This window comes from Enterobacter cloacae complex sp. P1B, from assembly GCF_014982345.1.
In the GTDB taxonomy this organism is placed as follows: Bacteria; Pseudomonadota; Gammaproteobacteria; order Enterobacterales; family Enterobacteriaceae; genus Enterobacter; species Enterobacter bugandensis.
Map to the genome: position 1 here is coordinate 30,783 of NZ_JADCLF010000004.1, position 23,683 is coordinate 54,465.

21 protein-coding genes are annotated in these 23,683 nt (G+C 54.2%); 15 read left to right on the forward strand and 6 right to left on the reverse strand.

Annotation, left to right across the window (positions count from 1 at the left end):
- Positions 1-30: 30 nt before the first annotated feature.
- On the reverse strand, positions 31-171 hold the full coding sequence (locus INF77_RS23180) for a hypothetical protein (protein ID WP_223824769.1): 141 nt from the start codon (positions 169-171) through the stop codon (positions 31-33).
- On the opposite strand from INF77_RS23180, the gene INF77_RS03090 reads away from it, so the two are divergent.
- Entirely contained in the window at positions 170-628 is a 459-nt protein-coding gene (locus INF77_RS03090) for an anti-virulence regulator CigR family protein (RefSeq protein WP_269837742.1), read from the forward strand. The two genes, INF77_RS23180 and INF77_RS03090, sit on opposite strands and share 2 nt — an antisense overlap.
- A gap of 36 nt (positions 629-664) precedes the next feature.
- Here INF77_RS03090 and pflA read toward each other — a convergent pair whose 3' ends face one another.
- From pflA to ycaO, 4 genes are all read right to left on the reverse strand, one after another.
- Positions 665-1,405: a pyruvate formate lyase 1-activating protein gene (gene pflA, locus INF77_RS03095; protein ID WP_028012563.1), complete on the reverse strand. Its 741-nt coding sequence runs from the start codon at positions 1,403-1,405 to the stop codon at positions 665-667.
- Positions 1,406-1,608: 203 nt separating this feature from the next.
- The gene (pflB, locus tag INF77_RS03100; RefSeq protein WP_023338210.1) at positions 1,609-3,891 is read right to left on the reverse strand and encodes a formate C-acetyltransferase; all 2,283 of its coding nucleotides are present in this window, start codon (positions 3,889-3,891) and stop codon (positions 1,609-1,611) included.
- A 51-nt stretch (positions 3,892-3,942) separates the two neighbouring features.
- Positions 3,943-4,800, reverse strand: a complete 858-nt coding sequence (focA, locus tag INF77_RS03105; RefSeq protein ID WP_028012564.1) for a formate transporter FocA — start codon at positions 4,798-4,800, stop codon at positions 3,943-3,945.
- Between the two features lie 406 nt (positions 4,801-5,206).
- Positions 5,207-6,967, reverse strand: a complete 1,761-nt coding sequence (gene ycaO / locus INF77_RS03110; RefSeq protein ID WP_193532698.1) for a 30S ribosomal protein S12 methylthiotransferase accessory factor YcaO — start codon at positions 6,965-6,967, stop codon at positions 5,207-5,209.
- A gap of 127 nt (positions 6,968-7,094) precedes the next feature.
- On the opposite strand from ycaO, the gene INF77_RS03115 reads away from it, so the two are divergent.
- The 13 genes from INF77_RS03115 (at position 7,095) to INF77_RS03175 (ending at position 22,021) form a co-directional block, all read left to right on the forward strand.
- Positions 7,095-7,787 (forward strand): DUF421 domain-containing protein, encoded by a 693-nt coding sequence (locus INF77_RS03115; protein WP_028012566.1) that lies wholly within the window; start codon positions 7,095-7,097, stop codon positions 7,785-7,787.
- A 162-nt stretch (positions 7,788-7,949) separates the two neighbouring features.
- Positions 7,950-9,038, forward strand: a complete 1,089-nt coding sequence (serC, locus tag INF77_RS03120) for a 3-phosphoserine/phosphohydroxythreonine transaminase (RefSeq protein WP_047368210.1) — start codon at positions 7,950-7,952, stop codon at positions 9,036-9,038.
- A 69-nt stretch (positions 9,039-9,107) separates the two neighbouring features.
- Positions 9,108-10,391 carry a 3-phosphoshikimate 1-carboxyvinyltransferase gene (gene aroA, locus INF77_RS03125; RefSeq protein ID WP_126345194.1) on the forward strand — a complete coding sequence of 428 codons (1,284 nt, stop codon included), beginning with the start codon at positions 9,108-9,110 and terminating at the stop codon, positions 10,389-10,391.
- A gap of 185 nt (positions 10,392-10,576) precedes the next feature.
- The gene (gene cmk / locus INF77_RS03130; RefSeq protein ID WP_013097305.1) at positions 10,577-11,260 is read left to right on the forward strand and encodes a (d)CMP kinase; all 684 of its coding nucleotides are present in this window, start codon (positions 10,577-10,579) and stop codon (positions 11,258-11,260) included.
- Positions 11,261-11,371: 111 nt separating this feature from the next.
- Entirely contained in the window at positions 11,372-13,045 is a 1,674-nt protein-coding gene (rpsA, locus tag INF77_RS03135; RefSeq protein ID WP_008499966.1) for a 30S ribosomal protein S1, read from the forward strand.
- A gap of 170 nt (positions 13,046-13,215) precedes the next feature.
- On the forward strand, positions 13,216-13,503 hold the full coding sequence (gene ihfB / locus INF77_RS03140) for an integration host factor subunit beta (protein ID WP_008499965.1): 288 nt from the start codon (positions 13,216-13,218) through the stop codon (positions 13,501-13,503).
- A 214-nt stretch (positions 13,504-13,717) separates the two neighbouring features.
- Positions 13,718-15,982 (forward strand): ComEC family protein, encoded by a 2,265-nt coding sequence (locus INF77_RS03145; RefSeq protein ID WP_193532699.1) that lies wholly within the window; start codon positions 13,718-13,720, stop codon positions 15,980-15,982.
- Between the two features lie 36 nt (positions 15,983-16,018).
- The gene (msbA, locus tag INF77_RS03150; RefSeq protein ID WP_028012570.1) at positions 16,019-17,767 is read left to right on the forward strand and encodes a lipid A ABC transporter ATP-binding protein/permease MsbA; all 1,749 of its coding nucleotides are present in this window, start codon (positions 16,019-16,021) and stop codon (positions 17,765-17,767) included.
- On the forward strand, positions 17,764-18,741 hold the full coding sequence (lpxK, locus tag INF77_RS03155; RefSeq protein WP_048999372.1) for a tetraacyldisaccharide 4'-kinase: 978 nt from the start codon (positions 17,764-17,766) through the stop codon (positions 18,739-18,741). The genes msbA and lpxK overlap by 4 nt, the downstream gene beginning before the upstream one ends.
- Before the next feature lie 44 nt (positions 18,742-18,785).
- Positions 18,786-20,015: a winged helix-turn-helix domain-containing protein gene (locus tag INF77_RS03160; RefSeq protein ID WP_193532700.1), complete on the forward strand. Its 1,230-nt coding sequence runs from the start codon at positions 18,786-18,788 to the stop codon at positions 20,013-20,015.
- A 45-nt stretch (positions 20,016-20,060) separates the two neighbouring features.
- A complete protein-coding gene (gene ycaR / locus INF77_RS03165) occupies positions 20,061-20,243 on the forward strand; it encodes a protein YcaR (RefSeq protein WP_006174474.1) in 183 nt (60 codons plus the stop codon).
- Positions 20,240-20,986, forward strand: coding sequence for a 3-deoxy-manno-octulosonate cytidylyltransferase (gene kdsB / locus INF77_RS03170; RefSeq protein ID WP_047368214.1), 747 nt, complete (start codon positions 20,240-20,242; stop codon positions 20,984-20,986). Before ycaR ends, kdsB begins: the two co-directional genes overlap by 4 nt.
- 141 nt (positions 20,987-21,127) lie before the next feature.
- Positions 21,128-22,021, forward strand: a complete 894-nt coding sequence (locus INF77_RS03175) for a YcbJ family phosphotransferase (protein ID WP_193532701.1) — start codon at positions 21,128-21,130, stop codon at positions 22,019-22,021.
- Here the strand turns inward: INF77_RS03175 and elyC are convergent.
- Positions 21,998-22,777, reverse strand: a complete 780-nt coding sequence (gene elyC / locus INF77_RS03180) for an envelope biogenesis factor ElyC (protein ID WP_028012575.1) — start codon at positions 22,775-22,777, stop codon at positions 21,998-22,000. The genes INF77_RS03175 and elyC overlap by 24 nt on opposite strands.
- Before the next feature lie 124 nt (positions 22,778-22,901).
- Between elyC and cmoM the strand changes: the two genes are divergently transcribed.
- The gene (gene cmoM, locus INF77_RS03185; protein ID WP_028012576.1) at positions 22,902-23,681 is read left to right on the forward strand and encodes a tRNA uridine 5-oxyacetic acid(34) methyltransferase CmoM; all 780 of its coding nucleotides are present in this window, start codon (positions 22,902-22,904) and stop codon (positions 23,679-23,681) included.
- The last annotated feature ends 2 nt before the right edge of the window (positions 23,682-23,683 follow it).

Sequence of the window (23,683 nt, forward strand, 5' to 3'; positions counted from 1 at the left end):
GCTTTTTTGTCCCCGTCACATATAAGACTTTTACGCATTGTTTGTTTTCCCCGCCTGGCGATAATTCAAATGAGTTCTACCACAAAAGGCAACAATCATGTCTATACGTCGTTTTTCCACTACCGCACTTGCCGTAGTGTTGTCTTTAACGTTTGCAACGGCTCCGGTCATGGCTAATCCTGGAAACGGGAATGGCGGTGGTCATGGAAACAGTGGCGGACAAGGTAATGGCGGCAATCATGGTAACGGGAATTCTGGTAATTCCGGTAACCATGGTAATAAGCAAAATAGCGGAAAGGAAAACCCTGGAAAATCGGATAAGAGCTTCAAAAACAGCAAAGATGTCGGTAATGACGTCGACGCTCGCGTGAGCTTCGATCATGCCCGCCACCTGGCACTGAATTATGGCTTAACGGGCTATGAGTCTCTGCCGCCGGGGATTGCGAAAAACCTCGCACGCGGTAAACCGCTTCCTCCGGGCATTGCGAAGAAGACCGTACCAGCCTCTATGCTCGGCCAGCTTCCTTCCTACCCGGGCTATGAATGGCGCGTGGTCGGGGACGACCTGGTCTTAATTGCGCTGAGTACGGCAATTGTGACCTCCGTAATTAACGGCGTCTTTAAATAGAATATAAAAAGGCCCGGTTCTTACCGGGCCTTCTCTTTAATACATGACCTTGTGGCCGTACTGCTCAAGAATACCTTTCACGCGTTCCATCGTCTCTTTTTTCGGCGGCTTCACGCCATCAAGCTTGTACTCTTCGCCCATCGCCACCCATTTATGTTTACCCAGTTCGTGATAGGGCAGAAGCTCAATTTTCTCGACGTTGCCCATGTCGCGGGTAAATTCACCCAGGCGATGCGCGGAGTCATCGTCATCTGACCAGCCGGGAACAACAACGTAGCGGATCCAGGTTTTGATGCCTTTGTCGGCGATGTACTTGGCAAACTCCAGCGTACGGTGGTTAGAAACGCCAACCAGATTCTGGTGGATCTCATCGTTCATCTGTTTGAGATCGAGCATCACCAGATCGGTCACGTCGAGCAGTTCATCAATGACCGGATCGTAGCGGCGCACAAAGCCGTTGGTGTCGAGACAGGTATGAATGCCTTCTTTATGGCAGGCGCGGAACCAGTCGCGGACAAACTCAGCCTGAAGAATAGCTTCACCGCCGGACGCGGTCACGCCACCGCCGGATGCGTTCATAAAGTGGCGGTAGGTCACCACCTCTTTCATCAGATCTTCCACGGTGACTTCTTTACCGCCGTGCGTGTCCCAGGTGTCGCGGTTATGGCAGTACAGGCAGCGCATCAGGCAGCCCTGGAAAAAGGTAATAAAGCGGATCCCCGGGCCATCGACGGTGCCACAGGATTCAAAGGAGTGAATGCGACCAATAGTTGACATTGCGGTGATATCTCCGAATTTGGCCCATCCGGGGGCCTGTGTAGTTGCACAGCTCAAAGGCTATGTCGAGTCTGTTTTGGCTGTTATCCATAAAGTATAGATAGCGGACAAAAGAGACTGGTGAAGCGAGGGTGTTAAAAAGGCCCCACTTGCGTGGAGCCTTTATTGTACGCTTTTTAACGCGTGATTTCAGTCAATTCCACTTACATGGACTGAGTGAAAGTACGGGTGATAACGTCCTGCTGCTGTTCTTTCGTCAGGGAGTTAAAACGTACTGCGTAGCCAGATACGCGGATGGTCAGCTGAGGATATTTCTCAGGATGTTCCATCGCGTCGAGCAGCATTTCACGGTTCATTACGTTCACGTTCAGGTGCTGACCACCTTCGATGGACGCTTCGTGGTGGAAGTAACCATCCATCAGACCCGCGAGGTTAGTTTTACGCACTTCGTCGTCTTTACCCAGCGCGTTTGGCACGATAGAGAAGGTGTAAGAGATACCATCTTTCGCGTAAGCAAACGGCAGTTTAGCAACGGAGGTCAGAGAAGCTACAGCACCTTTCTGGTCACGACCGTGCATTGGGTTAGCACCTGGGCCAAATGGCGCGCCAGCACGACGACCGTCTGGGGTGTTACCGGTTTTCTTACCATACACAACGTTAGAGGTGATGGTCAGAACAGACTGAGTCGGGATAGCGTTACGGTAGGTAGTGAGTTTCTGAATTTTCTTCATGAAACGTTCTACCAGGTCAACCGCCATGTCATCAACGCGAGCGTCGTTGTTACCAAACTGCGGGTATTCGCCTTCGATTTCGAAGTCTACGGCCAGACCGTCTTCGTCACGAATTGGTTTAACTTTCGCGTATTTGATAGCAGACAGGGAGTCAGCCGCAACGGACAGACCTGCGATACCACACGCCATGGTGCGGATAACGTCACGGTCGTGCAGCGCCATCAGAGAGGCTTCGTAGCTGTACTTGTCGTGCATGTAGTGGATAACGTTCAGCGCGGTCACGTACTGCTTAGCCAGCCAGTCCATGAAGTGGTCCATGCGCTCCATGACTTCGTCATAGTTCAGCACGTCGCCTTTGATTGGCTCAGACTTAGGACCAACCTGCATTTTCAGTTTTTCATCAACGCCGCCGTTGATAGCGTACAGCATGGTTTTCGCCAGGTTTGCACGCGCACCGAAGAACTGCATTTGTTTACCAACAACCATTGGGCTCACGCAGCAAGCGATAGCGTAGTCGTCGTTGTTGAAGTCCGGACGCATCAGGTCATCGTTCTCGTACTGCAGAGAAGAGGTGTCGATGGACACTTTAGCGGCGAATTTCTTGAAGTTCAGAGGCAGTTTTTCAGACCACAGAACGGTGATGTTCGGCTCCGGAGAAGGACCCATGGTGTACAGGGTGTTCAGGAAGCGGAAGCTGTTTTTGGTAACCAGCGTACGGCCGTCAACGCCCATACCACCGATTGATTCTGTTGCCCAGATTGGGTCACCAGAGAACAGCTCATCATATTCTGGGGTACGCAGGAAGCGAACCATACGCAGTTTCATGACCAGGTGGTCAATCATTTCCTGAGCGTCTTGCTCGGTGATTTTACCCGCTTTCAGGTCACGTTCGATGTACGCATCCAGGAAGGTGGATACGCGGCCGAAGGACATTGCTGCACCGTTCTGAGACTTAACAGCGGCCAGGTAGCCGAAGTAGGTCCACTGAATAGCTTCCTGAGCGTTGGTCGCAGGACCAGAGATATCACAGCCGTATTTAGCCGCCATCTCTTTGATCTGACCCAGCGCGCGGTGCTGTTCAGCAATTTCTTCACGCAGACGGATAGTCGCTTCCAGGTTTACGCCGTTTTCCAGGTCAGACTGCAGGGAAACGAACTGCGCGTATTTGTCTTTCATCAGGAAGTCGATACCGTACAGCGCAACGCGACGGTAGTCACCGATGATACGGCCACGGCCATAGGCATCTGGCAGACCAGTCAGAACGCCAGACTTACGGCAGTTCAGAATGTCTTTGGTATAAACATCGAATACGCCCTGGTTATGGGTTTTGCGGTATTCGGTGAAGATTTTTTTCAGCATTGGGTCCAGCTCGCGGTTATACGCTTTGCAGGAACCTTCAACCATTTTGATACCACCGAACGGGATGATTGCGCGTTTCAGTGGTGCTTCAGTCTGCAGACCAACAATTTTCTCAAGGGCTTTGTTGATGTAGCCAGCATCGTGAGAAGTGATGGTGGATGCAACGGAGGTGTCAAAATCAACTGGCGCGTGAGTGCGGTTTTCCAGTTTAACGCCTTCCATTACGCTGTCCCACAGCTTGGTGGTCGCGTCAGTTGCGCCAGCCAGGAAGGATTCGTCACCTTCATACGGGGTATAGTTTTTCTGAATGAAGTCACGCACGTTGACTTCATTCTGCCAGTCACCTTTCGCAAAACCTTCCCAGGCTGTGGCTAACTTTTCATTAAGCTCGGACATGTAACACCTACCTTCTTAAGTGGATTTTTTATTTACTGCCTGAGACAACCATTAATGATGGTCGCCGCCACGCAGGTAAATGACCCAGTATGTCAACCCAACTAACAGACCCCCACCGATAATGTTCCCGATAGTGACGGGGATCAGGTTATCAGTAATGAAATTCATAATAGTCAGGTGAGAGAAACTTTCCGGGGATGAACCAACTGCGGTCCAGAACTCCGGGCTTGCAAAGTTGCGGATAACAATCCCCATCGGGATCATGAACATATTCGCAATACTGTGCTCGAAGCCGCTGGCAACAAACATCGCAACCGGCAGAACCATAATCATGGCTTTATCCATCAGGCTACGGCCAGAGTAGCTCATCCAGACCGCCAGGCAGACCATCAGGTTTGCGAGGATGCCGAGAGCAACGGCTTCGATAAATGTGTGATGCATTTTGTGGTCAGCGGTTTGCAGGACATTAAGCCCCCAGCCACCGTTGGCGGTCATATACTCGCCAGAGAGCCACATCAACAGAACAAAGAGCAGACAGCCAATCAGGTTACCAACGTAGACGTTAAGCCAGTTGCGCGCCAGTTGACCCCAGGTAATTCTTCCGCTGGCTTTCGCCACAACAATCAGCACCGTTGAGGTGAAGAGGTCGGCGCCGCAAATGACGCAGAGAATCAGACCCAGTGAGAAGCAAATGCCGCCAATCAGTTTGGCCATGCCGAAAGGCATTCCGGCAGTACCGGTGGTGGCGGTGATGTAGAAGACGAAAGCGATAGAGATGAACACACCAGCGGTGATCGCCAGATAGAACGTCTTCATCGGGTGTTTCGTTGCTTTATAGACACCCGCTTCTTCGGCAACTTTTGCCATCGCGGCGGGGAGTAAAAGATCAAAAGGGTTGTCAGCTTTCACACTAACTCTCTCTTTATTAAGTCGGCGACGAGATACTAACAAAGCATTATAGAAGAGAAATTGATATAGATCATATCTCGCCTGGCTTATAGGCCCGCAGTATGTATGGTTTTACAACAAATGCGGAGTAAGTATTTGATTATCCGTATAAAAATAAATTTTAAAAGTTATGAAAAGAGTTGAATTTTTTCGTTCGGCCCCCTTCGAAACAGTTAATTAATATGGAGTATTTACCATAAAAAGTAACAATAAAGCCCAGGCAAATATTATTATATTTACCCGTGTTTAACTTTATTATTACAATCAACAATCATTGCCTAAGAGAATAAAAAACGGGGCAATGAAATTGCCCCGTAATATAGCCCAGACGATTGAATACGCCTACTGCCGTTAATGTTATATGCGCTTATTTTGACCAGTAAGCGGCTTTTGCTTTCTGCAGCTTTTCATAGGCCTTCAGCAGAGACTGATGCGCCGGTAAGGCTTTCAGATCGCTGTCAACCGCCTGCAGACCGTAGAACGGCTCTTCACCGCTCAGCGCCGCGCTGGCGGCTTCAACCGCTTCAGCACCGTACATACGTACAAAAGCGTTCAGGTACTGCAGTGGCTCGCGATCGTCTTCCTGCGCAAGCAGCAGCAGGGTTTGCAGGCAGCGGTAATAGTTGGTGCGCTCGGCGGAGAAGACCGACTGGTTAAACTCCATGGTCCATTCTGTCCAGGCCAGAGCCTGATCCAGATCGCCGCCCGCGAGGGCCAGCATCGCTTTCAGTTCACCGATGCGCAGCGTGTACCAGCCGTTGTCTTTCCCGGTCGCCAGACCCAGCAACTCGCGCACGCGGGTAAAGTCATCGTGGCCTTCATCGTCCAGCTGGGCTATCAGGTTGAGATAATCTTCTTTTTCCCACTCGCTGCCCGGCAGGGAGAGTAGGGTTTCACGCAGGTGCGCGCCCATGCTGTTGTTTGCGAGCCACAGATCTTCCGCCGGGTAGATATCGGACATGCCAGGTACGATGATGCGGCACGCGTAAACGCCCAGGTGTTCGTAGTCGGCAATGTAGACTTCCTGATCTTCGGCGTCGAAGATTGCCATCAATGTAGCGAACTCTTCTTCGGTGGTACCGGCAAAGCTCCAGTCCACGAACGGATAGTCCGCGTCCTGCTTGAACATATCCCAGGAGATCAAACCGCTGGAGTCGATGAAGTGGGTTTCGAGGTTGGTGTGCTCGGCCACTTCTTCATCGTCAAACGTTGGCGGGGTGAATACGTCGAGATCTTTCAGGCTACGGCCCTGCAGCAGCTCGGTCACGGTACGCTCCAGCGCCACGCCGAAGTCAGGATGCGCGCCGAAGGAGGCGAAGCAGGTTCCGTTAGTCGGGTTAAACAGCACGACGCAGATAACCGGATATTTACCGCCCAGCGAGCCGTCATACGCAAAGATTGGGAAACCTTCCGCTTCCAGTTTGGCGATGGATTCCACCACGCCCGGGTAGCGCGCCAGCACGTCTGCCGGAATTTCAGGCAGGCTGATGGATTCGGCAATAATGCGGTTTTTGATATGACGCTCGAAGACTTCAGAGAGACCCTGTACGCGCGCTTCATTGCGGGTGTTACCGGCGGACATACCGTTAGACACATACAGGTTGCCGACGATGTTCATCGGGATATAGACGGTCTGCTCGTCAGACTGACGGGTGAACGGCAGGGCGCAGATCCCACGCTCTTCATTACCAGACTGCAGATCGATCAGCATGCTGGCGGTCAGTTCGTTTTCCGGATCGTAGAAGGCACGCAGACGGGCATCCAGAATGCCTTCCGGCAGTTCATCGTCTTCGGTCAGCGGGAACCATTTTTCGTTCGGATAGTGAACGAACGGGCCGTTGGCGATGGTTTCACCCAGCCAGAAGTCAGCGAAGAAATAGTTGGTGGACAGACGCTCAAAATACTCACCCAGCGCAGAGGCCAGTGCCGCTTTTTTCGTCGCACCTTTACCGTTGGTAAAGCAGAGCGCGCAGTCTCTGTCGCGAATGTGCACGGACCAGACGTGAGGCACCGGGTTCAGCCAGGAGGCTTCTTCGATGTTAAAGCCCAGGTCGGTCAGTTTCTGCTGGAAGCGAGCGATGGAATCTTCCAGAGCGGCGTCTTTGCCGGGGATAAACGTTTGAGTCATGGCGTTCACTTTTATCGTACGTAAAGCGCGCAATGATACGGGTTTTGCGTGACGGGTGCTATCTCCGGCGAAAATAAATGGCTGGGCTATGCTTAGTAGCAGTAACTGACTGTTAAGGCATAGAAAAATGAAAGCATTTGATCTCCAGCGGATGGCGTTTGATAAAGTTCCACCTGAATTTCTGGGCGAAGTGGCGCTGCGCAGCCTGTATACCTTCGTACTCGTCTTCCTGTTTCTCAAAATTACCGGTCGTCGTGGCGTTCGTCAGATGTCGCTGTTTGAAGTGCTGATCATCCTGACGCTGGGCTCGGCGGCGGGGGACGTCGCGTTTTATGACGACGTGCCGATGGTGCCGGTGTTTATCGTTTTTGTTTCCCTCGCCTTGCTTTACCGGCTGGTGATGTGGCTGATGTCAAAAAGTGAAAAGCTGGAAGATCTGCTTGAAGGGAAACCGGTCGTTATTGTTGAGGACGGTCAACTGGCCTGGGAAAATGTGCAAAGCGCCAATATGACCGAGTTTGAGTTCTTCATGGAGCTACGCCTGAATAGCGTTGAACAGCTCGGACAGGTGCGGCTGGCGATCATGGAAACCAATGGGCAAATCAGCGTCTATTACTATGCTGATGACGACGTTAAGCCCGGCCTGTGTATCCTGCCGGATATGTTAGTAGAACGGTTCAGGGTGATACCTGAAACCGGGGAGTATGCATGTATAAAATGTAGTCATGTTGTGGGGATGCATGCGGGCGATCATCAATTATGCCCTCGTTGTGCAAATCCGGAATGGACAAAGGTTAGCCGGGCTAAACGCCTCGTCTGACAGCGATTTTGTCGGTTTTGTGACGACGAGGCGGCAGATTGTTTTGTGTGACGAAGGGCACATTTCCCCGGTTATAAGTTTTAGACATTGCGGCGCGTGTCACTGAATGATAAAACCGATATCCACAGTTATAACTTATGGCTTTTAGCGTGGTGAGGGGAAATGGCTCAAGTTTTTAATTTCAGTTCAGGTCCGGCAATGTTACCGGCAGACGTACTCAAACAGGCTCAACAGGAACTGTGTGACTGGAACGGTCTGGGTACGTCGGTGATGGAAATCAGCCACCGGGGTAAAGCGTTTATTCAGGTGGCGGAAGAGGCAGAAAAGGATTTTCGCGATCTGCTGAACATTCCCTCGAACTACAAAGTATTGTTCTGCCATGGCGGTGGACGCGGTCAGTTTGCGGGCATCCCGCTCAATCTGCTGGGCGACAAAACCACCGCTGATTACGTCGATGCCGGCTACTGGGCAGCCAGTGCGTTAAAAGAAGCGCACAAATACTGCACGCCGAACGTTATCGACGCCAAAGTGACCGTTGACGGTCTGCGCGCCGTGAAGCCGATGAGCGAGTGGCAGCTGTCTGACAACGCCGCGTATCTCCACTACTGCCCGAACGAAACCATCGACGGCATCGCCATTCACGAAGAGCCAGACTTTGGCGACAATGTCATTGTGACGGCGGACTTCTCTTCAACCATTCTGTCCACTCCGCTGGACGTCAGCCGCTACGGCGTCATTTACGCAGGTGCTCAGAAAAACATCGGTCCTGCTGGGCTGACTATTGTCATCGTCCGTGAAGACCTGCTGGGGAAAGCCCATAAGTCCTGCCCGTCAATCCTGGATTACACCGTCCTGAATGACAACGACTCCATGTTCAACACCCCACCTACGTTTGCCTGGTATCTCTCCGGCCTGGTCTTCAAATGGCTGAAGCAAAACGGCGGCGTGGCGCAGATGGACAAGATCAATCAGCAGAAAGCCGAACTGCTGTACGGCACGATCGACAAGAGCGATTTCTACCGTAACGATGTGGCGAAAGCGAACCGTTCCCGCATGAACGTACCGTTCCAGCTGGCAGACAGCAGCCTGGACAGCGTGTTCCTGGAAGAGTCGTTCGCGGCGGGTCTGCACGCGCTGAAAGGCCATCGTGTGGTTGGCGGGATGCGTGCTTCCATTTATAACGCCATGCCGCTGGAAGGGGTTAAAGCCCTGACCGATTTCATGATCGACTTCGAACGTCGTCACGGTTAATTTGCTGTTTTTCACCCCCGCAGCGTCCCTGCGGGGTTTTTATTATGTTGAGTTGAGAGTTTAGTTTTCATGGAATCCCTGACGTTACAACCTATCGCGCGGGTAGATGGCACCATCAATCTGCCTGGTTCAAAAAGTGTCTCGAACCGCGCTCTGCTGCTGGCAGCTCTGGCAAACGGCACCACCGTCCTCACCAACCTGCTGGACAGCGATGACGTGCGCCATATGCTCAATGCGCTGAAAGCGTTGGGCGTTCATTACACACTCTCTGACGATCGCACCCGCTGCGAAGTGACCGGCAACGGCGGCGCGCTGCAGGCGAGTGACGAGCTTGAGCTGTTTCTGGGTAACGCGGGTACCGCGATGCGTCCGCTGGCGGCGGCCCTGTGCCTCGGGAGCAATAACATCGTGCTGACCGGCGAGCCGCGCATGAAGGAACGTCCGATCGGCCATCTGGTAGATGCCCTGCGTCAGGGCGGCGCGCAGATTGAGTATCTGGAGCAGGAAAATTACCCGCCACTGCGTCTGCGCGGGGGCTTTACCGGCGGTACCGTCGAGGTTGACGGCAGCGTCTCCAGCCAGTTCCTGACGGCGCTGCTGATGACCGCGCCGCTGGCCCCGCAGGATACGGTTATCACGATTAAAGGTGAGCTGGTCTCCAAACCGTATATTGATATTACGCTGCATCTGATGAAAACCTTCGGCGTTGAGGTTGAAAACCAGTCTTATCAGCGTTTCGTGGTTCGCGGCGCGCAGCAGTACCAGTCGCCGGGCAACTACCTGGTTGAAGGCGATGCTTCATCCGCATCCTATTTCCTTGCCGCTGGCGCGATTAAAGGCGGTACGGTAAAAGTGACCGGCATTGGCCGCAACAGCGTGCAGGGCGATATTCGTTTTGCTGACGTGCTGGAAAAAATGGGCGCGGTTGTCACCTGGGGGGATGATTTCATCTCCTGTACCCACGGTGAGCTGAACGCCATCGACATGGACATGAACCATATCCCGGATGCGGCGATGACCATTGCCACGGCGGCGCTGTTTGCCAAAGGCACCACCACGCTGCGCAACATCTATAACTGGCGCGTAAAAGAGACGGACCGCCTGTTCGCGATGGCAACCGAGCTGCGTAAAGTCGGCGCTGAGGTAGAAGAGGGCGAAGATTACATTCGCGTTACCCCTCCGGTAAAACTGAACTTTGCTGAAATCGGGACCTATAACGATCACCGTATGGCGATGTGTTTCTCGCTGGTGGCGCTGTCCGATACCCCTGTGACCATTCTCGATCCGAAATGTACGGCGAAAACCTTCCCGGACTATTTCGAACAGCTGGCGCGCATTAGCACCCTGGCATGATGAAGTCTTGCCGCATCACCTGATGCGGCATTTCCTTACGCTTCCTGACGATCTTTTCCGCTCATTTCTTCTACACTCTGCTTCTATCATTCCGTAATTTGCACGCAAAGGTAACAGTTGCGCACGTTGGCGCGTATAATGCGCGGCGTTCATGTTAACGGTATGCCTTATTTAAGGAGAAAAAGATGACGGCAGTTGCCCCGGTAATCACCATTGATGGGCCGAGTGGCGCAGGGAAAGGTACTCTGTGCAAAGCGATGGCGGAAGCATTGCAATGGCATCTTTTAGATTCGGGAGCAATCTATCGCGTGCTGGCGCTGGCTGCGCTGCATCATCACGTGGATGTCGCCTCTGAAGAAGCGCTGGTACCGCTGGCTGCGCATCTGGATGTGCGTTTTGTTTCTACCGATGGCAACCTGGAAGTAATCCTGGAAGGGGAAGACGTGAGCGGCGAAATCCGTACGCAGGAAGTCGCTAATGCGGCCTCCCAGGTGGCGGCTTTCCCACGCGTTCGCGAGGCGCTGCTGCGTCGCCAGCGAGCGTTTCGTGAAGCCCCGGGTCTGATCGCTGATGGACGCGACATGGGAACCGTGGTCTTCCCTGATGCGCCAGTAAAAATCTTCCTTGACGCCTCTTCGGAAGAACGTGCTCAACGCCGTATGCTTCAGTTGCAGGAAAAGGGGTTTAGTGTTAACTTTGATCGCCTTTTATCCGAGATAAAAGAGCGCGATGACCGCGATCGTAACCGCGCCGTCGCACCGCTTGTTCCTGCAGAAGATGCATTAGTTCTGGATTCAACCAGTTTAACTATTGAGCAAGTGATTGAAAAAGCGCTACAATATGCGCGCCAAAAACTGGCACTCGCGTAATCGCGACCGATTTAGCAGTACCCCCGCTGCAATGGATTGACGGCGGGTATGTGAAACAACCCCATCCGGCACGGAGCCAGGTGGACGTTAATATTAACCTGAAGATTAAACATGACTGAATCTTTTGCTCAACTGTTTGAAGAATCCTTAAAAGAAATCGAAACCCGTCCGGGTTCCATCGTTCGCGGTGTTGTTGTTGCTATCGACAAAGACGTAGTACTGGTTGACGCCGGTCTGAAATCTGAGTCCGCCATTCCGGCTGAGCAGTTCAAAAACGCCCAGGGCGAGCTGGAAATCCAGGTTGGTGACGAAGTTGACGTTGCTCTGGACGCAGTAGAAGACGGCTTCGGCGAAACCCTGCTGTCTCGTGAGAAAGCTAAACGTCACGAAGCATGGATCACGCTGGAGAAAGCTTACGAAGAAGCTGAAACTGTGGTCGGTGTTATCAACGGCAAAGTTAAAGGTGGCTTCACTGTTGAGCTGAATGGTATTCGTGCGTTCCTGCCAGGTTCACTGGTAGACGTTCGTCCAGTCCGTGACACCCTGCACCTCGAAGGCAAAGAGCTTGAGTTCAAAGTAATCAAGCTGGACCAGAAGCGTAACAACGTTGTTGTTTCCCGTCGTGCCGTTATCGAATCCGAAAACAGCGCAGAACGCGATCAGCTGCTGGAAAACCTGCAGGAAGGCATGGAAGTCAAAGGTATCGTTAAGAACCTCACTGACTACGGCGCATTCGTTGACCTGGGCGGCGTTGATGGCCTGCTGCACATCACCGACATGGCGTGGAAACGCGTTAAGCACCCAAGCGAAATCGTGAACGTGGGCGACGAAATCACTGTTAAAGTGCTGAAGTTCGACCGCGAGCGTACTCGTGTATCCCTCGGCCTGAAACAGCTGGGCGAAGATCCATGGGTAGCTATCGCTAAGCGTTACCCAGAAGGTACTAAACTGACTGGTCGCGTAACCAACCTGACCGACTACGGCTGCTTCGTTGAAATCGAAGAAGGCGTTGAAGGCCTGGTGCACGTTTCCGAAATGGACTGGACCAACAAAAACATCCACCCATCCAAAGTTGTTAACGTTGGTGATGTAGTGGAAGTGATGGTTCTGGATATCGACGAAGAACGTCGTCGTATCTCCCTGGGCCTGAAGCAGTGCAAAAACAACCCATGGCAGCAGTTCGCGGAAACCCACAACAAGGGCGACCGTGTTGAAGGTAAAATCAAGTCTATCACTGACTTCGGTATCTTCATCGGCCTGGACGGCGGCATCGATGGCCTGGTTCACCTGTCTGACATCTCCTGGAACGTTGCAGGCGAAGAAGCAGTTCGTGAATACAAAAAAGGCGACGAAATCGCTGCAGTTGTTCTGCAGGTTGACGCAGAGCGTGAGCGTATCTCCCTGGGCGTTAAACAGCTCGCAGAAGATCCGTTCAACAACTGGGTTGCACTGAACAAGAAAGGCGCAATCGTAAACGGTAAAGTGACTGCAGTTGACGCTAAAGGCGCAACCGTAGAACTGGCTGACGGCGTTGAAGGTTACCTGCGCGCTTCTGAAGCTTCACGTGACCGCGTTGAAGATGCCACTCTGGTTCTGAACGTAGGCGACGACGTTGAAGCTAAGTTCACCGGTGTTGACCGTAAGAACCGTGCAATCAGCCTGTCTGTACGTGCTAAAGACGAAGCTGATGAGAAAGATGCAATCGCAACTGTTAACAAACAGGAAGATGCAAACTTCTCTAACAACGCAATGGCTGAAGCTTTCAAAGCAGCTAAAGGCGAGTAATATCAGGTTCTCAGCATCATTTGAGCTGTAACGCATTTACAGCGCGAAGGATGATGAGCAGACTTGACAGATTGCAGGATTCGTCCTGTAATCAATAACAAAGGGCGGCTACGGCCGCCCTTGTTTAATGAGCTGTTCAGCTAATTGGTTTGAAAGGAACCGGAGGAATCATGACCAAGTCAGAATTGATTGAAAGACTTGCCAGTCAGCAACCGCATATCCCTGCCAAGGCAGTGGAAGATGCCGTAAAAGAGATGCTGGAGCATATGGCCTCCACTCTTGCCCAGGGCGAGCGCATTGAAATCCGCGGTTTCGGTAGTTTTTCTCTGCACTATCGTGCTCCACGTACCGGGCGTAACCCGAAAACTGGTGATAAAGTCGAGCTGGAAGGGAAGTACGTTCCACACTTTAAGCCGGGTAAAGAACTGCGCGATCGCGCCAATATTTACGGCAACTGAGTTTAGCCAGCCGGTTAAACTGGGTTCGAAAGAAAGCACCTGCGGGTGCTTTTTTTGTCTCCGTCACTTTCATTCTGAAGGTGTCTCGCATTTTAAGTTGCGTTTTCTGCAATGCGCTAAAAACCTTGCAGCGCTTGCTGTAGATTGCATTTTTCACACCTGACACTCCGCTCGATCTGCCCGCATACTGCCACCCAGAAACAGGGAGGTAGCAATGGGAATTCCCGCTTTAGGTATCTGCGCCATTCTGGCGATAGCCCCGTTACTCTGGTTACCTGAACTGCCATCGCGTTATACCATCTGGATAATGATGGCTGGCGGGGTTGCACTAGCCGCACGCCAAAACGTACGGCTGAAGTATGTGGGGTTGACGCTGTTATTTTGCGTGTGGGGCATTCTGGCCGCGCAAGAGAGCGTCTGGCCGATGCAGCATTTAACCGCAGGTGCCGTACAGGTCGAGGTGGAGATCGCCGCGACTGATGGTGCCACTGTGCATCAGGGAAAAATACTCACCGTTGATGGCCAGCGCTGGTGGGCGTCAACGGGCGTAACGCTTTATGGTCATTATCTGCCGCAGAAAGCGTGTGCCGGTCAGCGCTGGGCGATGACGCTCCGGCTCAGGCCTGTACACGGCGAACTGAACGACGGAGGGTATGACCCCCAGCGCAGCGCTATTGCCCGCCATCAAACGCTAAGTGGGCGTTTTACACATGCAGAACTCATCGATGGACGCTGTAGCCTGCGAGCGCAATACCTGACATCGCTGCAAAACCGACTTTCAGTTTATCGCTGGGGCGCGGTTATCCTCGGGCTGGGCATGGGAGAACGTCTGGATGTCCCCAGGGAAATAAAAGACCTGATGCGTGAAACCGGCACGCTGCATCTGATGGCGATTTCGGGTCTGCATATCGCGCTGGCGGCCTCCATCGTCTGGTTTCTTGTGCGCGGGCTTCAGTTTTTATTACCTTGCCATCGGGTCAACTGGCAAATGCCTCTGCTGGCAGGGTTATTCTTTGCTGCTTTCTACGCCTGGCTGACCGGTCTGCAACCGCCCGCGCTACGCACGGTCATCGCACTTGCTGTACTGGCGGCGCTGCGGATCGGTTCCAGGCAATGGTCTCCATGGCAGGTGTGGATCTGCTGTGTCGCGGCGATCCTGATAAGCGATCCCTTAGCCATACTTTCGCAGAGTCTGCTTTTGTCTGCATTTGCCGTCGCCGCGCTGATTTTCTGGTTTCAGTGGTTGCCGCTTCCTCACTGGCAGTGGGCTCGCCGGATACGTCCGCTGCTGAACCTGGTCTATCTGCAGGTCGGCATGCTGTTACTTCTCATGCCGCTACAGGTTCTGATTTTCCATGGCTTTAGCATTTCATCGTTGATCGCCAATTTCTTTGCCGTGCCGTTGGTGACGTTTGTCTGCGTACCGCTGATTTTACTCGGCATGCTGCTCCATCTGCTGCCGCTGGCGGGGCTGGAAAGCGGCATCTGGTATGCAGCCGATAAGACGCTTGCCGGGTTGTTCTGGTTGCTGATGCGCCTGCCAGACGGCTGGCAGAGTGTGGACCAGCGCTGGCAGTACATGACGTTACTGCCGTGGCTTATCCTCATCGGCTGGTGTTTCCGCGCCTGGAAAACCGTTCCTGCCGTTTGTCTGGCGGGAAGTGTCTTGCTGGCTTTTCCCCTCTGGCGGACGGCGAAAAGCGACGCCTGGACGCTCCATATGCTGGACGTGGGGCAGGGGCTGGCAATGGTTATTGAACGACAGGGAAAAGCCATTCTTTACGATACCGGGCTTGCCTGGCCGGGCGGGGATAGTGCACAGCGGTTAATTATTCCATGGCTGCGCTGGCATCATCTGCAGCCGGAAGGCGTTATTCTCAGCCATGAGCATCTCGACCATGCGGGAGGCCTTGTATCGCTGCAAAAAACATGGCCCGAAATGTGGGTAAGAAGTCCGTTGCACCAGACCGGGCATCGTCCCTGCTTTCGCGGGCAAAGATGGCAATGGCAGGGGTTAACCTTCACCGTCCACTGGCCCACTGAAAATTATCCGGCTCAGGGTAACAATCACTCTTGCGTGGTAAAAATTGACGACGGCGAGCAGAGCGTTCTGCTGACGGGAGACATTGAAGCACAGGCAGAACAGGCTATGCTTAGCCATTACTGGCAGCATCTGACGTCCACCCTCATACAGGTACCTCATCACGGCAGCAATACCTCGTCTTCATTGCCGCTGGTACAGCGCCTGGAAGGGGAGATTGCGCTGGATTCAGCGGCCCGCTATAACGCATGGCGATTCCCGTCGGCTAAAGTAGTCCGGCGCTATCGAAAAGAGGGATATATCTGGCACGATACCCCCCATTCAGGGCAAATATCGGTGACATTTTCGCACCATCGCTGGCAAATCCGGCGCGTGCGGGATCAATTTTTACCCCCCTGGTATCATCAGTGGTTTGGCGCGCCCGTAGATAACGGGTAGAATATGCGGCTATTTCAACAAATGCTGGTTTTTTGAATGCATAACGACAAAGATCTCTCCACGTGGCAAACCTTCCGCCGACTCTGGCCGATGATTGCACCCTTTAAAGCAGGCCTGATCGTGGCGGGTGTAGCGTTAATCCTCAACGCAGCCAGCGATACTTTTATGTTATCGCTCCTCAAACCGTTACTGGACGACGGTTTTGGTAAAACGGATCGCTCAGTGTTGCTATGGATGCCTCTGGTGGTTATCGGGCTGATGATCTTACGTGGTATCACCAGCTATATCTCCAGCTACTGCATTTCCTGGGTTTCCGGGAAAGTGGTTATGACCATGCGCCGTCGTCTGTTCAGCCACATGATGGGCATGCCAGTCTCATTCTTTGACAAGCAATCCACCGGGACGCTGCTGTCTCGCATTACCTACGATTCAGAGCAGGTTGCCTCCTCCTCTTCAAGCGCGCTGATTACCGTCGTGCGCGAAGGAGCGTCGATCATCGGTCTGTTTGCAATGATGTTCTATTACAGCTGGCAGCTGTCGCTGATCCTTATCGTGCTGGCACCGGTCGTGTCCATTGCTATCCGCGTCGTCTCAAAGCGCTTCCGCAATATCAGTAAGAATATGCAGAACACCATGGGGCAGGTGACGACCAGCGCAGAACAGATGCTGAAAGGGCACAAAGAAGTGTTGATCTTCGGCGGTCAGGAAGTTGAAACCAAACGCTTTGACAAAGTCAGCAACAAAATGCGTCTGCAGGGGATGAAGATGGTCTCGGCCTCTTCCATCTCTGACCCGATCATTCAGCTGATTGCCTCACTGGCGCTGGCGTTCGTTCTTTATGCGGCAAGCTTCCCGAGCGTAATGGAGACGCTGACGGCGGGTACTATCACCGTAGTCTTCTCCTCGATGATTGCCCTGATGCGCCCGCTGAAATCCCTGACGAACGTGAACGCCCAGTTCCAGCGCGGGATGGCCGCCTGCCAGACGCTGTTCAGCATTCTGGATTCTGAACAGGAAAAAGACGAAGGTACACGCGAGGTAGAGCGCGCGCGTGGCGACGTGGAGTTCCGCAACGTGACCTTCACCTATCCAGGCCGCGAAACGCCGGCTCTGCGCAATATCAACCTGACGATTCCGGCAGGTAAAACCGTTGCGCTGGTAGGCCGCTCCGGCTCCGGTAAATCCACCATTGCGAGCCTCATCACTCGTTTCTACGATATTAACGAAGGTGAGATCCTGCTGGATGGACACGACCTGCGGGAGTACACCCTGCAGTCGCTGCGTAACCAGGTTGCGCTGGTTTCTCAGAACGTGCATCTCTTCAACGATACGGTTGCCAACAACATTGCTTATGCACGCACTGACGAGTACAGCCGCGAGCAGATTGAGAACGCCGCGCGTATGGCGTATGCAATGGACTTTATCAACAAGATGGATAACGGTCTGGACACGATAATCGGTGAAAACGGGGTACTGCTCTCCGGCGGTCAGCGCCAGCGTATTGCCATTGCGCGCGCGCTGCTGCGCGATAGCCCGATACTGATCCTGGACGAAGCAACATCTGCACTGGATACGGAATCTGAACGCGCGATTCAGTCGGCGCTGGATGAACTGCAAAAGAACCGTACTTCGCTGGTGATTGCGCACCGTCTGTCCACTATTGAGCAGGCAGATGAGATCGTCGTGGTTGAGGATGGCATCATTGTTGAACGCGGAAGCCATGCCGATCTGCTGGAACATCGTGGCGTTTACGCCCAGCTTCATAAGATGCAGTTCGGCGAATGATTGCACGCATCTGGTCCGGTGAATCCCCGCTGTGGCTGCTGCTTTTGCCGCTCTCCTGGCTGTACGGCCTGGTGAGCGGCATTATTCGCCTGTTTTACCGTCTGGGGATCAAGCGTGCCTGGCGCGCGCCGGTTCCGGTAGTCGTGGTAGGTAACCTCACGGCGGGCGGCAACGGCAAAACGCCAGTGGTGATCTGGCTGGTGGAGCAGTTGCAAAAACGCGGCATCCGCCCCGGCGTGGTGTCGCGTGGGTATGGTGGTAAAGCGGCGCACTACCCATTGCTGCTGTCGGCGGAAACCACGACCGCAGAAGCGGGTGATGAGCCAGTATTGATTTTCCAGCGTACCGGCGCGCCGGTTGCGGTCTCCCCGGTGCGCAGCGACGCCGTGCAGGCGCTGCTTGCCGCGCATGCAGTACAAATCATTATTACTGACGATGGCCTGCAGCATTACGCTCTGGCGCGTGATAAAGAGATTGTAGTTATCGACGGCGTGCGTCGTTTCGGCAACGGCTGGTGGCTGCCCGCTGGCCCCATGCGTGAACGCGCTTCGCGTCTGAAGTCCGTTGATGCGGTGATTGTTAACGGCGGTGAAGCCGAGGCGGGTGAAATTCCTATGCGTCTGTTACCGGGAATGGCGGTCAACCTGGTGACGGGTGAACGCCGGGCGGTTGCAGAACTGCCTTCGCTGGTGGCTATGGCGGGTATTGGTCATCCGCCGCGCTTCTTCGCGACGCTGGAACAGTGTGGCGCCCGGCTGGAAAAACGCGTTCCGCTGGCTGACCATCAGGCGCTGGTGTCAGAACAGGTTGAGGCGCTTACCGCGCCTGGCCAGACGCTCATTATGACCGAAAAAGATGCGGTGAAATGCCGTGCCTTTGCGAAAGAAAACTGGTGGTATCTGCCGGTTGACGCTGAACTCAGCGGCGAACAGCCGGAACAATTGCTTAAGGAACTGATTGCGTTGGTGCAGTAGAGGCTTACGCGGTTCTGGTGGCGCTTTGACTGACAGGAAAACGCATGTCTTTACCGCAACTCTCGCTTTCAGCCGCACGTCATTTACACCTTGCCGCGCAGGGGCTGCTCAAAAAGCCCCGTCGCCGCGCGCAGCCTGCCGATATCCTCTCTACCATCCAGCGCATGTCGCTGCTCCAAATCGACACCATTAACATTGTCGCCCGTAGCCCTTACCTGGTGCTGTTTAGCCGCCTGGGGAGTTATCCTCCGCAGTGGCTGGATGAGGCGCTCTCCAAAGGGGAGCTGATGGAGTACTGGGCTCACGAAGCCTGCTTCCTGCCCCGTAGCGATTTCGCCCTGGTACGTCACCGTATGCTTGCTCCGGAAAAGATGGGATGGAAATACCGGCAGGCGTGGATGGAGGAACATGAGGCCGAAATAGAGCAGCTTATCAGCCATATTCAGGAAAACGGCCCCGTTCGATCCGCCGATTTTGAACATCCGCGCAAAGGTGCAGGCGGATGGTGGGAGTGGAAGCCGCACAAGCGTCATCTTGAAGGGTTGTTCACGTCAGGCAAAGTCATGGTCATTGAACGGCGTAATTTTCAGCGCGTTTATGATCTGACACATCGCGTGATGCCTCACTGGGACGACGAGCGGGATCTGCTTACCCAGGAGGTGGCCGAGGCCATCATGCTGGAGAACAGCGCCCGCAGCCTGGGCATTTTCCGTCCGCAATGGCTGGCAGACTATTACCGCCTCCGTCAGCCTGCGCTGAAGCCTCTGCTGGAGATGTGGCAGCGTGAACAGCGAGTTATTCCCGTTATGGTGGAAACGCTGGGCGAAATGTGGCTGCACGCGGAACTCCTCCCGTTATTGCCTCAGGCCCTGGAGGGCAAACTTCAGGCGACCCACAGCGCGGTATTGTCGCCGTTCGATCCGGTTGTCTGGGACAGAAAACGCGCCGAGCAGCTGTTTGACTTCAGCTACCGGCTGGAATGCTATACCCCGGCGCCAAAGCGGCAATACGGCTACTTTGTTTTACCGCTGCTGCACAAGGGACAACTGGTCGGACGGATGGATGCCAAAATGCACCGCAAGACCGGCACGCTTGAAATCATTGCCCTTTATCTGCAAGAGGGCATCAGGGTCACGGCGAGCCTGGAAAAAGGGTTAACGTCCGCCATTAGCGAGTTCGCGCGCTGGCAGGAGGCTCGCGACGTAACGCTTGGCCGGATACCTGACGGGTTATTCACATCCTGTCGAAGTGGCTGGGAAACAGGCACGCCCTGAAAAGGGAATGTGTTAAGCTTTAGTGATTACCCATACGGAGGAACTATGGATCACCGTTTACTTGAAATTATTGCCTGCCCGGTATGCAACGGCAAACTCTACTACAGCCAGGACAAACAGGAGCTGATCTGCAAGCTGGACAGTCTGGCCTTCCCGCTGCGTGACGGCATTCCGGTACTGCTGGAAAATGAAGCCCGTTCCCTGGTGGCAGAAGAGAGCAAACCATGAGTTTTGTTGTTATTATTCCTGCACGTTATGCCTCAACGCGTCTGCCGGGTAAACCGCTGGTAGATATCAACGGCAAGCCGATGATTGTGCATGTCCTTGAGCGGGCGCGTGAGTCCGGTGCCGACCGCATTATCGTTGCAACCGATCATCCTGATGTCGCCCGTGCGGTTGAGGCCGCAGGCGGTGAGGTGTGCATGACCCGCGCCGATCACCAGTCCGGCACCGAGCGTCTGGCGGAAGTGGTTGAGAAATGTGGTTTTAGTGACGATACGGTCATCGTCAACGTGCAGGGCGACGAGCCGATGATCCCGGCCGTTATTATCCGTCAGGTGGCGGAAAACCTGGCGCAGCGTCAGGTCGGTATGGCGACGCTCGCGGTGCCTATTCATCACGCTGAAGAGGTATTCAATCCGAATGCGGTGAAGGTGGTGATGGATGCCGAAGGCTATGCGCTCTATTTCTCCCGCGCTACGATTCCGTGGGATCGCGATCGCTTTGCGCTCTCTAAAGAGACCATCGGTGATTCTTTCCTGCGTCATATTGGGATCTACGGCTATCGCGCCGGCTTTATTCGCCGCTATGTAGCCTGGGCGCCGAGCCCGCTGGAGCATATCGAAATGCTGGAGCAGCTTCGCGTGCTCTGGTATGGCGAAAAAATCCACGTTGCCGTTGCCCGCGAAGTACCGGGAACGGGCGTTGATACCCCAGAAGATCTTGAGCGCGTCCGCGCCGAGTTGCGCTAATCCCGCCTGCATCCCTCCTTTCGGAGGGATGTCCTCTCCCCGCAAATTCCCCTTTCTTTACCCTAATTGATCTCTTCCGGGTGACATCTTCACGCTGTGCGCTCATTATAAAAGCAGTAGTCTTAATGGGGGTAATCTCATATGGAACAGCTGCGTTCCGAACTTAGCCATCTGCTGGGTGAGAAGTTAAGCCGGGTCGAATGCGTGAGTGAAAAGGTCGATACCGCGCTCTGGTCGTTGTATGACGGCCAGGGCAACCCGATGCCGCTGATGGCACGAAGCTTCTCGTCGCCGGGCGTCGCCAGGCAGCTTGCCTGGAAAATGTCGATGCTGGCACGGGAGGGAACCGTCCGTATGCCGACCGTGTACGGCGTGATGACCCACGAGGAACATCCCGGCCCGGACGTACTGCTGATTGAGCGTTTACGCGGTGTGCCGGTAGAAGCGCCCGCGCGTACGCCGGAACGCTGGGAACAGCTGAAAGACCAGATTGTTGAGGCGCTGCTGGCCTGGCACCGACAGGATAGCCGCGGGCTTGTTGGTCCGGTTGACAGCACCCAGGAAAACCTGTGGCCGCTGTGGTATCGCCAGCGGGTGGAAGTGCTGTGGGGGACGCTTAACCAGTTCAACAATACCGGTTTGACCATGCAGGACAAACGTATTCTGTTTCGCACCCGCGAGTGCTTACCGGCGCTGTTCGACGGCTTTAACGACAACTGCGTGCTGATCCACGGCAATTTTACTCTGCGCAGTATGCTCAAAGACTCCCGCAGCGATCAGCTCCTGGCGATGCTAGGGCCGGGGATCATGCTCTGGGCACCGCGGGAATATGAGCTGTTCAGGCTCAGCGACAGCGGGGCGGCGGAAGGTTTACTGTGGCACTACCTTCAACGCGCGCCCGTTGCAGAGGCGTTTCTCTGGCGTCGCTGGCTTTATCTGCTCTGGGACGAAGTGGCGCAGCTGGTCAACACCGGACGTTTCAATCGCGCCAACTTCGATCTGGCGGCTAAATCACTCTTGCCCTGGCTCGCCTGACGAGCCTTTCAGCCACTGCCAGAGACGTCCGAGCGTCTCGTAGCCGACACGATCGCTATGCATCAACCACATCGGAGAGGGGATCACCCGTTCCCATGGGTTGAGCGGCGCGCTGATGGCCATCTGGTTTGCCGGTGCGGGAAGCGGGTGCAAACCTTGCTTCTCGAAGAAAATCATCGCTCTTGGCAGGTGCGAGGCGGAGGTCACCAGTAAGAACGGAACATCCCCTATCGCCTGCTTCACCGCGGCAGCCTCTTCCTCGGTATCCTTTGGGCTGTCCAGCGTGATGATAGAGGAACGCGGTACGCCGAGCGATTCCGCGATTCTGGCCCCCGCTTCAGCTGTACTCACCGGGTTGGTTTTGGCCGCTGCGCCGGTGAAGATCATTTTTGATCCCGGATTCGCCAGCCACAGGCGAATACCTTCGTTTAGCCGTGGCAGGCTGTTGTTGATCAGGTTCGAACTGGGGGCCCAGTCAGGGTCCCAGGTATACCCGCCGCCCAGCACAACGATGTAATCAACTTTCTGGTTTCCCTGCCACGTAGGGTACCTGTTTTCGATGGGGCGCAGCAGTCCATCCGCCACTGGCTGCAGGCTCAGCAGCAGCAGGACCAGCCAGCCGAACGTAATAAGCGTTTTGCCACTCTTCTGAAAGCGACTAAACCACACCAGCGCCAGCCCCAGCGCGATGATGATAAGCAGCAGCGGAAGGGGAAGCATCATCCCTCCAACGTATTTCTTAAGGGTAAAAAGCATCCTTTTTGGTTCCTTTTTTGACCATACAGCAGATGATTACCGGTGATATTACACCAGAGAGGTTCATTCTCCGCGCGGGTGTGACAAAATAGCGGTTTTGCAGTTAGCGAGTGGAACTCTCCCAATGCGGGATCGCAATTTTGATGACATCGCGGAAAAGTTTTCGCGCAACATTTATGGCACCACGAAAGGGCAGCTCCGTCAGACGATCCTCTGGCAGGATCTGGACACTATTCTGGCGACGTTCGGTGGTCAAACGTTGCGCGTGCTGGACGCCGGTGGTGGTGAAGGGCAGACGGCGATAAAAATGGCTGAACGCGGTCATCACGTCACGCTTTGCGATCTTTCTGCTGAAATGGTCGCCCGCGCGACGCGTGCGGCAGAAGAGAAAGGTGTGAGCGACAACATGCATTTTATACAATGCGCCGCTCAGGACATCGCGCAGCATTTGGAAACCCAGGTTGATCTGATATTGTTTCATGCGGTGCTGGAGTGGGTTGCCGATCCGCAAAGCGTGTTACAAACCCTGTGGTCAATGTTACGTCCGGGCGGTACGCTGTCGCTGATGTTCTACAATGCTAACGGCTTCCTGATGCACAACATGGTGGCAGGGAACTTCGACTATGTTCAGGTCGGGATGCCGAAAAAGAAAAAACGCACGCTTTCCCCGGACTATCCGCGCGATCCGCAGCAGGTTTACGGCTGGCTGGAAGAGATTGGCTGGCAGATCGTCGGGAAGACGGGCGTCAGGGTGTTTCATGATTATCTGCGTGAAAAACACAAACAGCGTGACTGTTTTGACACCTTAACAGAATTAGAAACGCGGTATTGCCGCCAGGAGCCGTTCGTCAGCCTTGGCCGCTATATTCACGTCACCGCGCACAAGCCGCAGATGCAAGGATAACC

What these genes read in the sequence shown, in the direction of transcription:
- aroA (WP_126345194.1), top strand. Translation starts at nt 9,108, where the DNA reads ATGGAATCCCTGACGTTACAACCTATCGCGCGGGTAGATGGCACCATC.
- pflA (WP_028012563.1), bottom strand. Translation starts at nt 1,405, where the DNA reads ATGTCAACTATTGGTCGCATTCACTCCTTTGAATCCTGTGGCACCGTC.
- msbA (WP_028012570.1), top strand. Translation starts at nt 16,019, where the DNA reads ATGCATAACGACAAAGATCTCTCCACGTGGCAAACCTTCCGCCGACTC.
- cmoM (WP_028012576.1), top strand. Translation starts at nt 22,902, where the DNA reads ATGCGGGATCGCAATTTTGATGACATCGCGGAAAAGTTTTCGCGCAAC.
- ycaO (WP_193532698.1), bottom strand. Translation starts at nt 6,967, where the DNA reads ATGACTCAAACGTTTATCCCCGGCAAAGACGCCGCTCTGGAAGATTCC.
- cmk (WP_013097305.1), top strand. Translation starts at nt 10,577, where the DNA reads ATGACGGCAGTTGCCCCGGTAATCACCATTGATGGGCCGAGTGGCGCA.
- INF77_RS03160 (WP_193532700.1), top strand. Translation starts at nt 18,786, where the DNA reads ATGTCTTTACCGCAACTCTCGCTTTCAGCCGCACGTCATTTACACCTT.
- ycaR (WP_006174474.1), top strand. Translation starts at nt 20,061, where the DNA reads ATGGATCACCGTTTACTTGAAATTATTGCCTGCCCGGTATGCAACGGC.
- pflB (WP_023338210.1), bottom strand. Translation starts at nt 3,891, where the DNA reads ATGTCCGAGCTTAATGAAAAGTTAGCCACAGCCTGGGAAGGTTTTGCG.
- lpxK (WP_048999372.1), top strand. Translation starts at nt 17,764, where the DNA reads ATGATTGCACGCATCTGGTCCGGTGAATCCCCGCTGTGGCTGCTGCTT.
- elyC (WP_028012575.1), bottom strand. Translation starts at nt 22,777, where the DNA reads ATGCTTTTTACCCTTAAGAAATACGTTGGAGGGATGATGCTTCCCCTT.
- serC (WP_047368210.1), top strand. Translation starts at nt 7,950, where the DNA reads ATGGCTCAAGTTTTTAATTTCAGTTCAGGTCCGGCAATGTTACCGGCA.
- ihfB (WP_008499965.1), top strand. Translation starts at nt 13,216, where the DNA reads ATGACCAAGTCAGAATTGATTGAAAGACTTGCCAGTCAGCAACCGCAT.
- kdsB (WP_047368214.1), top strand. Translation starts at nt 20,240, where the DNA reads ATGAGTTTTGTTGTTATTATTCCTGCACGTTATGCCTCAACGCGTCTG.
- INF77_RS03115 (WP_028012566.1), top strand. Translation starts at nt 7,095, where the DNA reads ATGAAAGCATTTGATCTCCAGCGGATGGCGTTTGATAAAGTTCCACCT.
- INF77_RS03090 (WP_269837742.1), top strand. Translation starts at nt 170, where the DNA reads ATGGCTAATCCTGGAAACGGGAATGGCGGTGGTCATGGAAACAGTGGC.
- INF77_RS03145 (WP_193532699.1), top strand. Translation starts at nt 13,718, where the DNA reads ATGGGAATTCCCGCTTTAGGTATCTGCGCCATTCTGGCGATAGCCCCG.
- INF77_RS03175 (WP_193532701.1), top strand. Translation starts at nt 21,128, where the DNA reads ATGGAACAGCTGCGTTCCGAACTTAGCCATCTGCTGGGTGAGAAGTTA.
- INF77_RS23180 (WP_223824769.1), bottom strand. Translation starts at nt 171, where the DNA reads ATGACCGGAGCCGTTGCAAACGTTAAAGACAACACTACGGCAAGTGCG.
- rpsA (WP_008499966.1), top strand. Translation starts at nt 11,372, where the DNA reads ATGACTGAATCTTTTGCTCAACTGTTTGAAGAATCCTTAAAAGAAATC.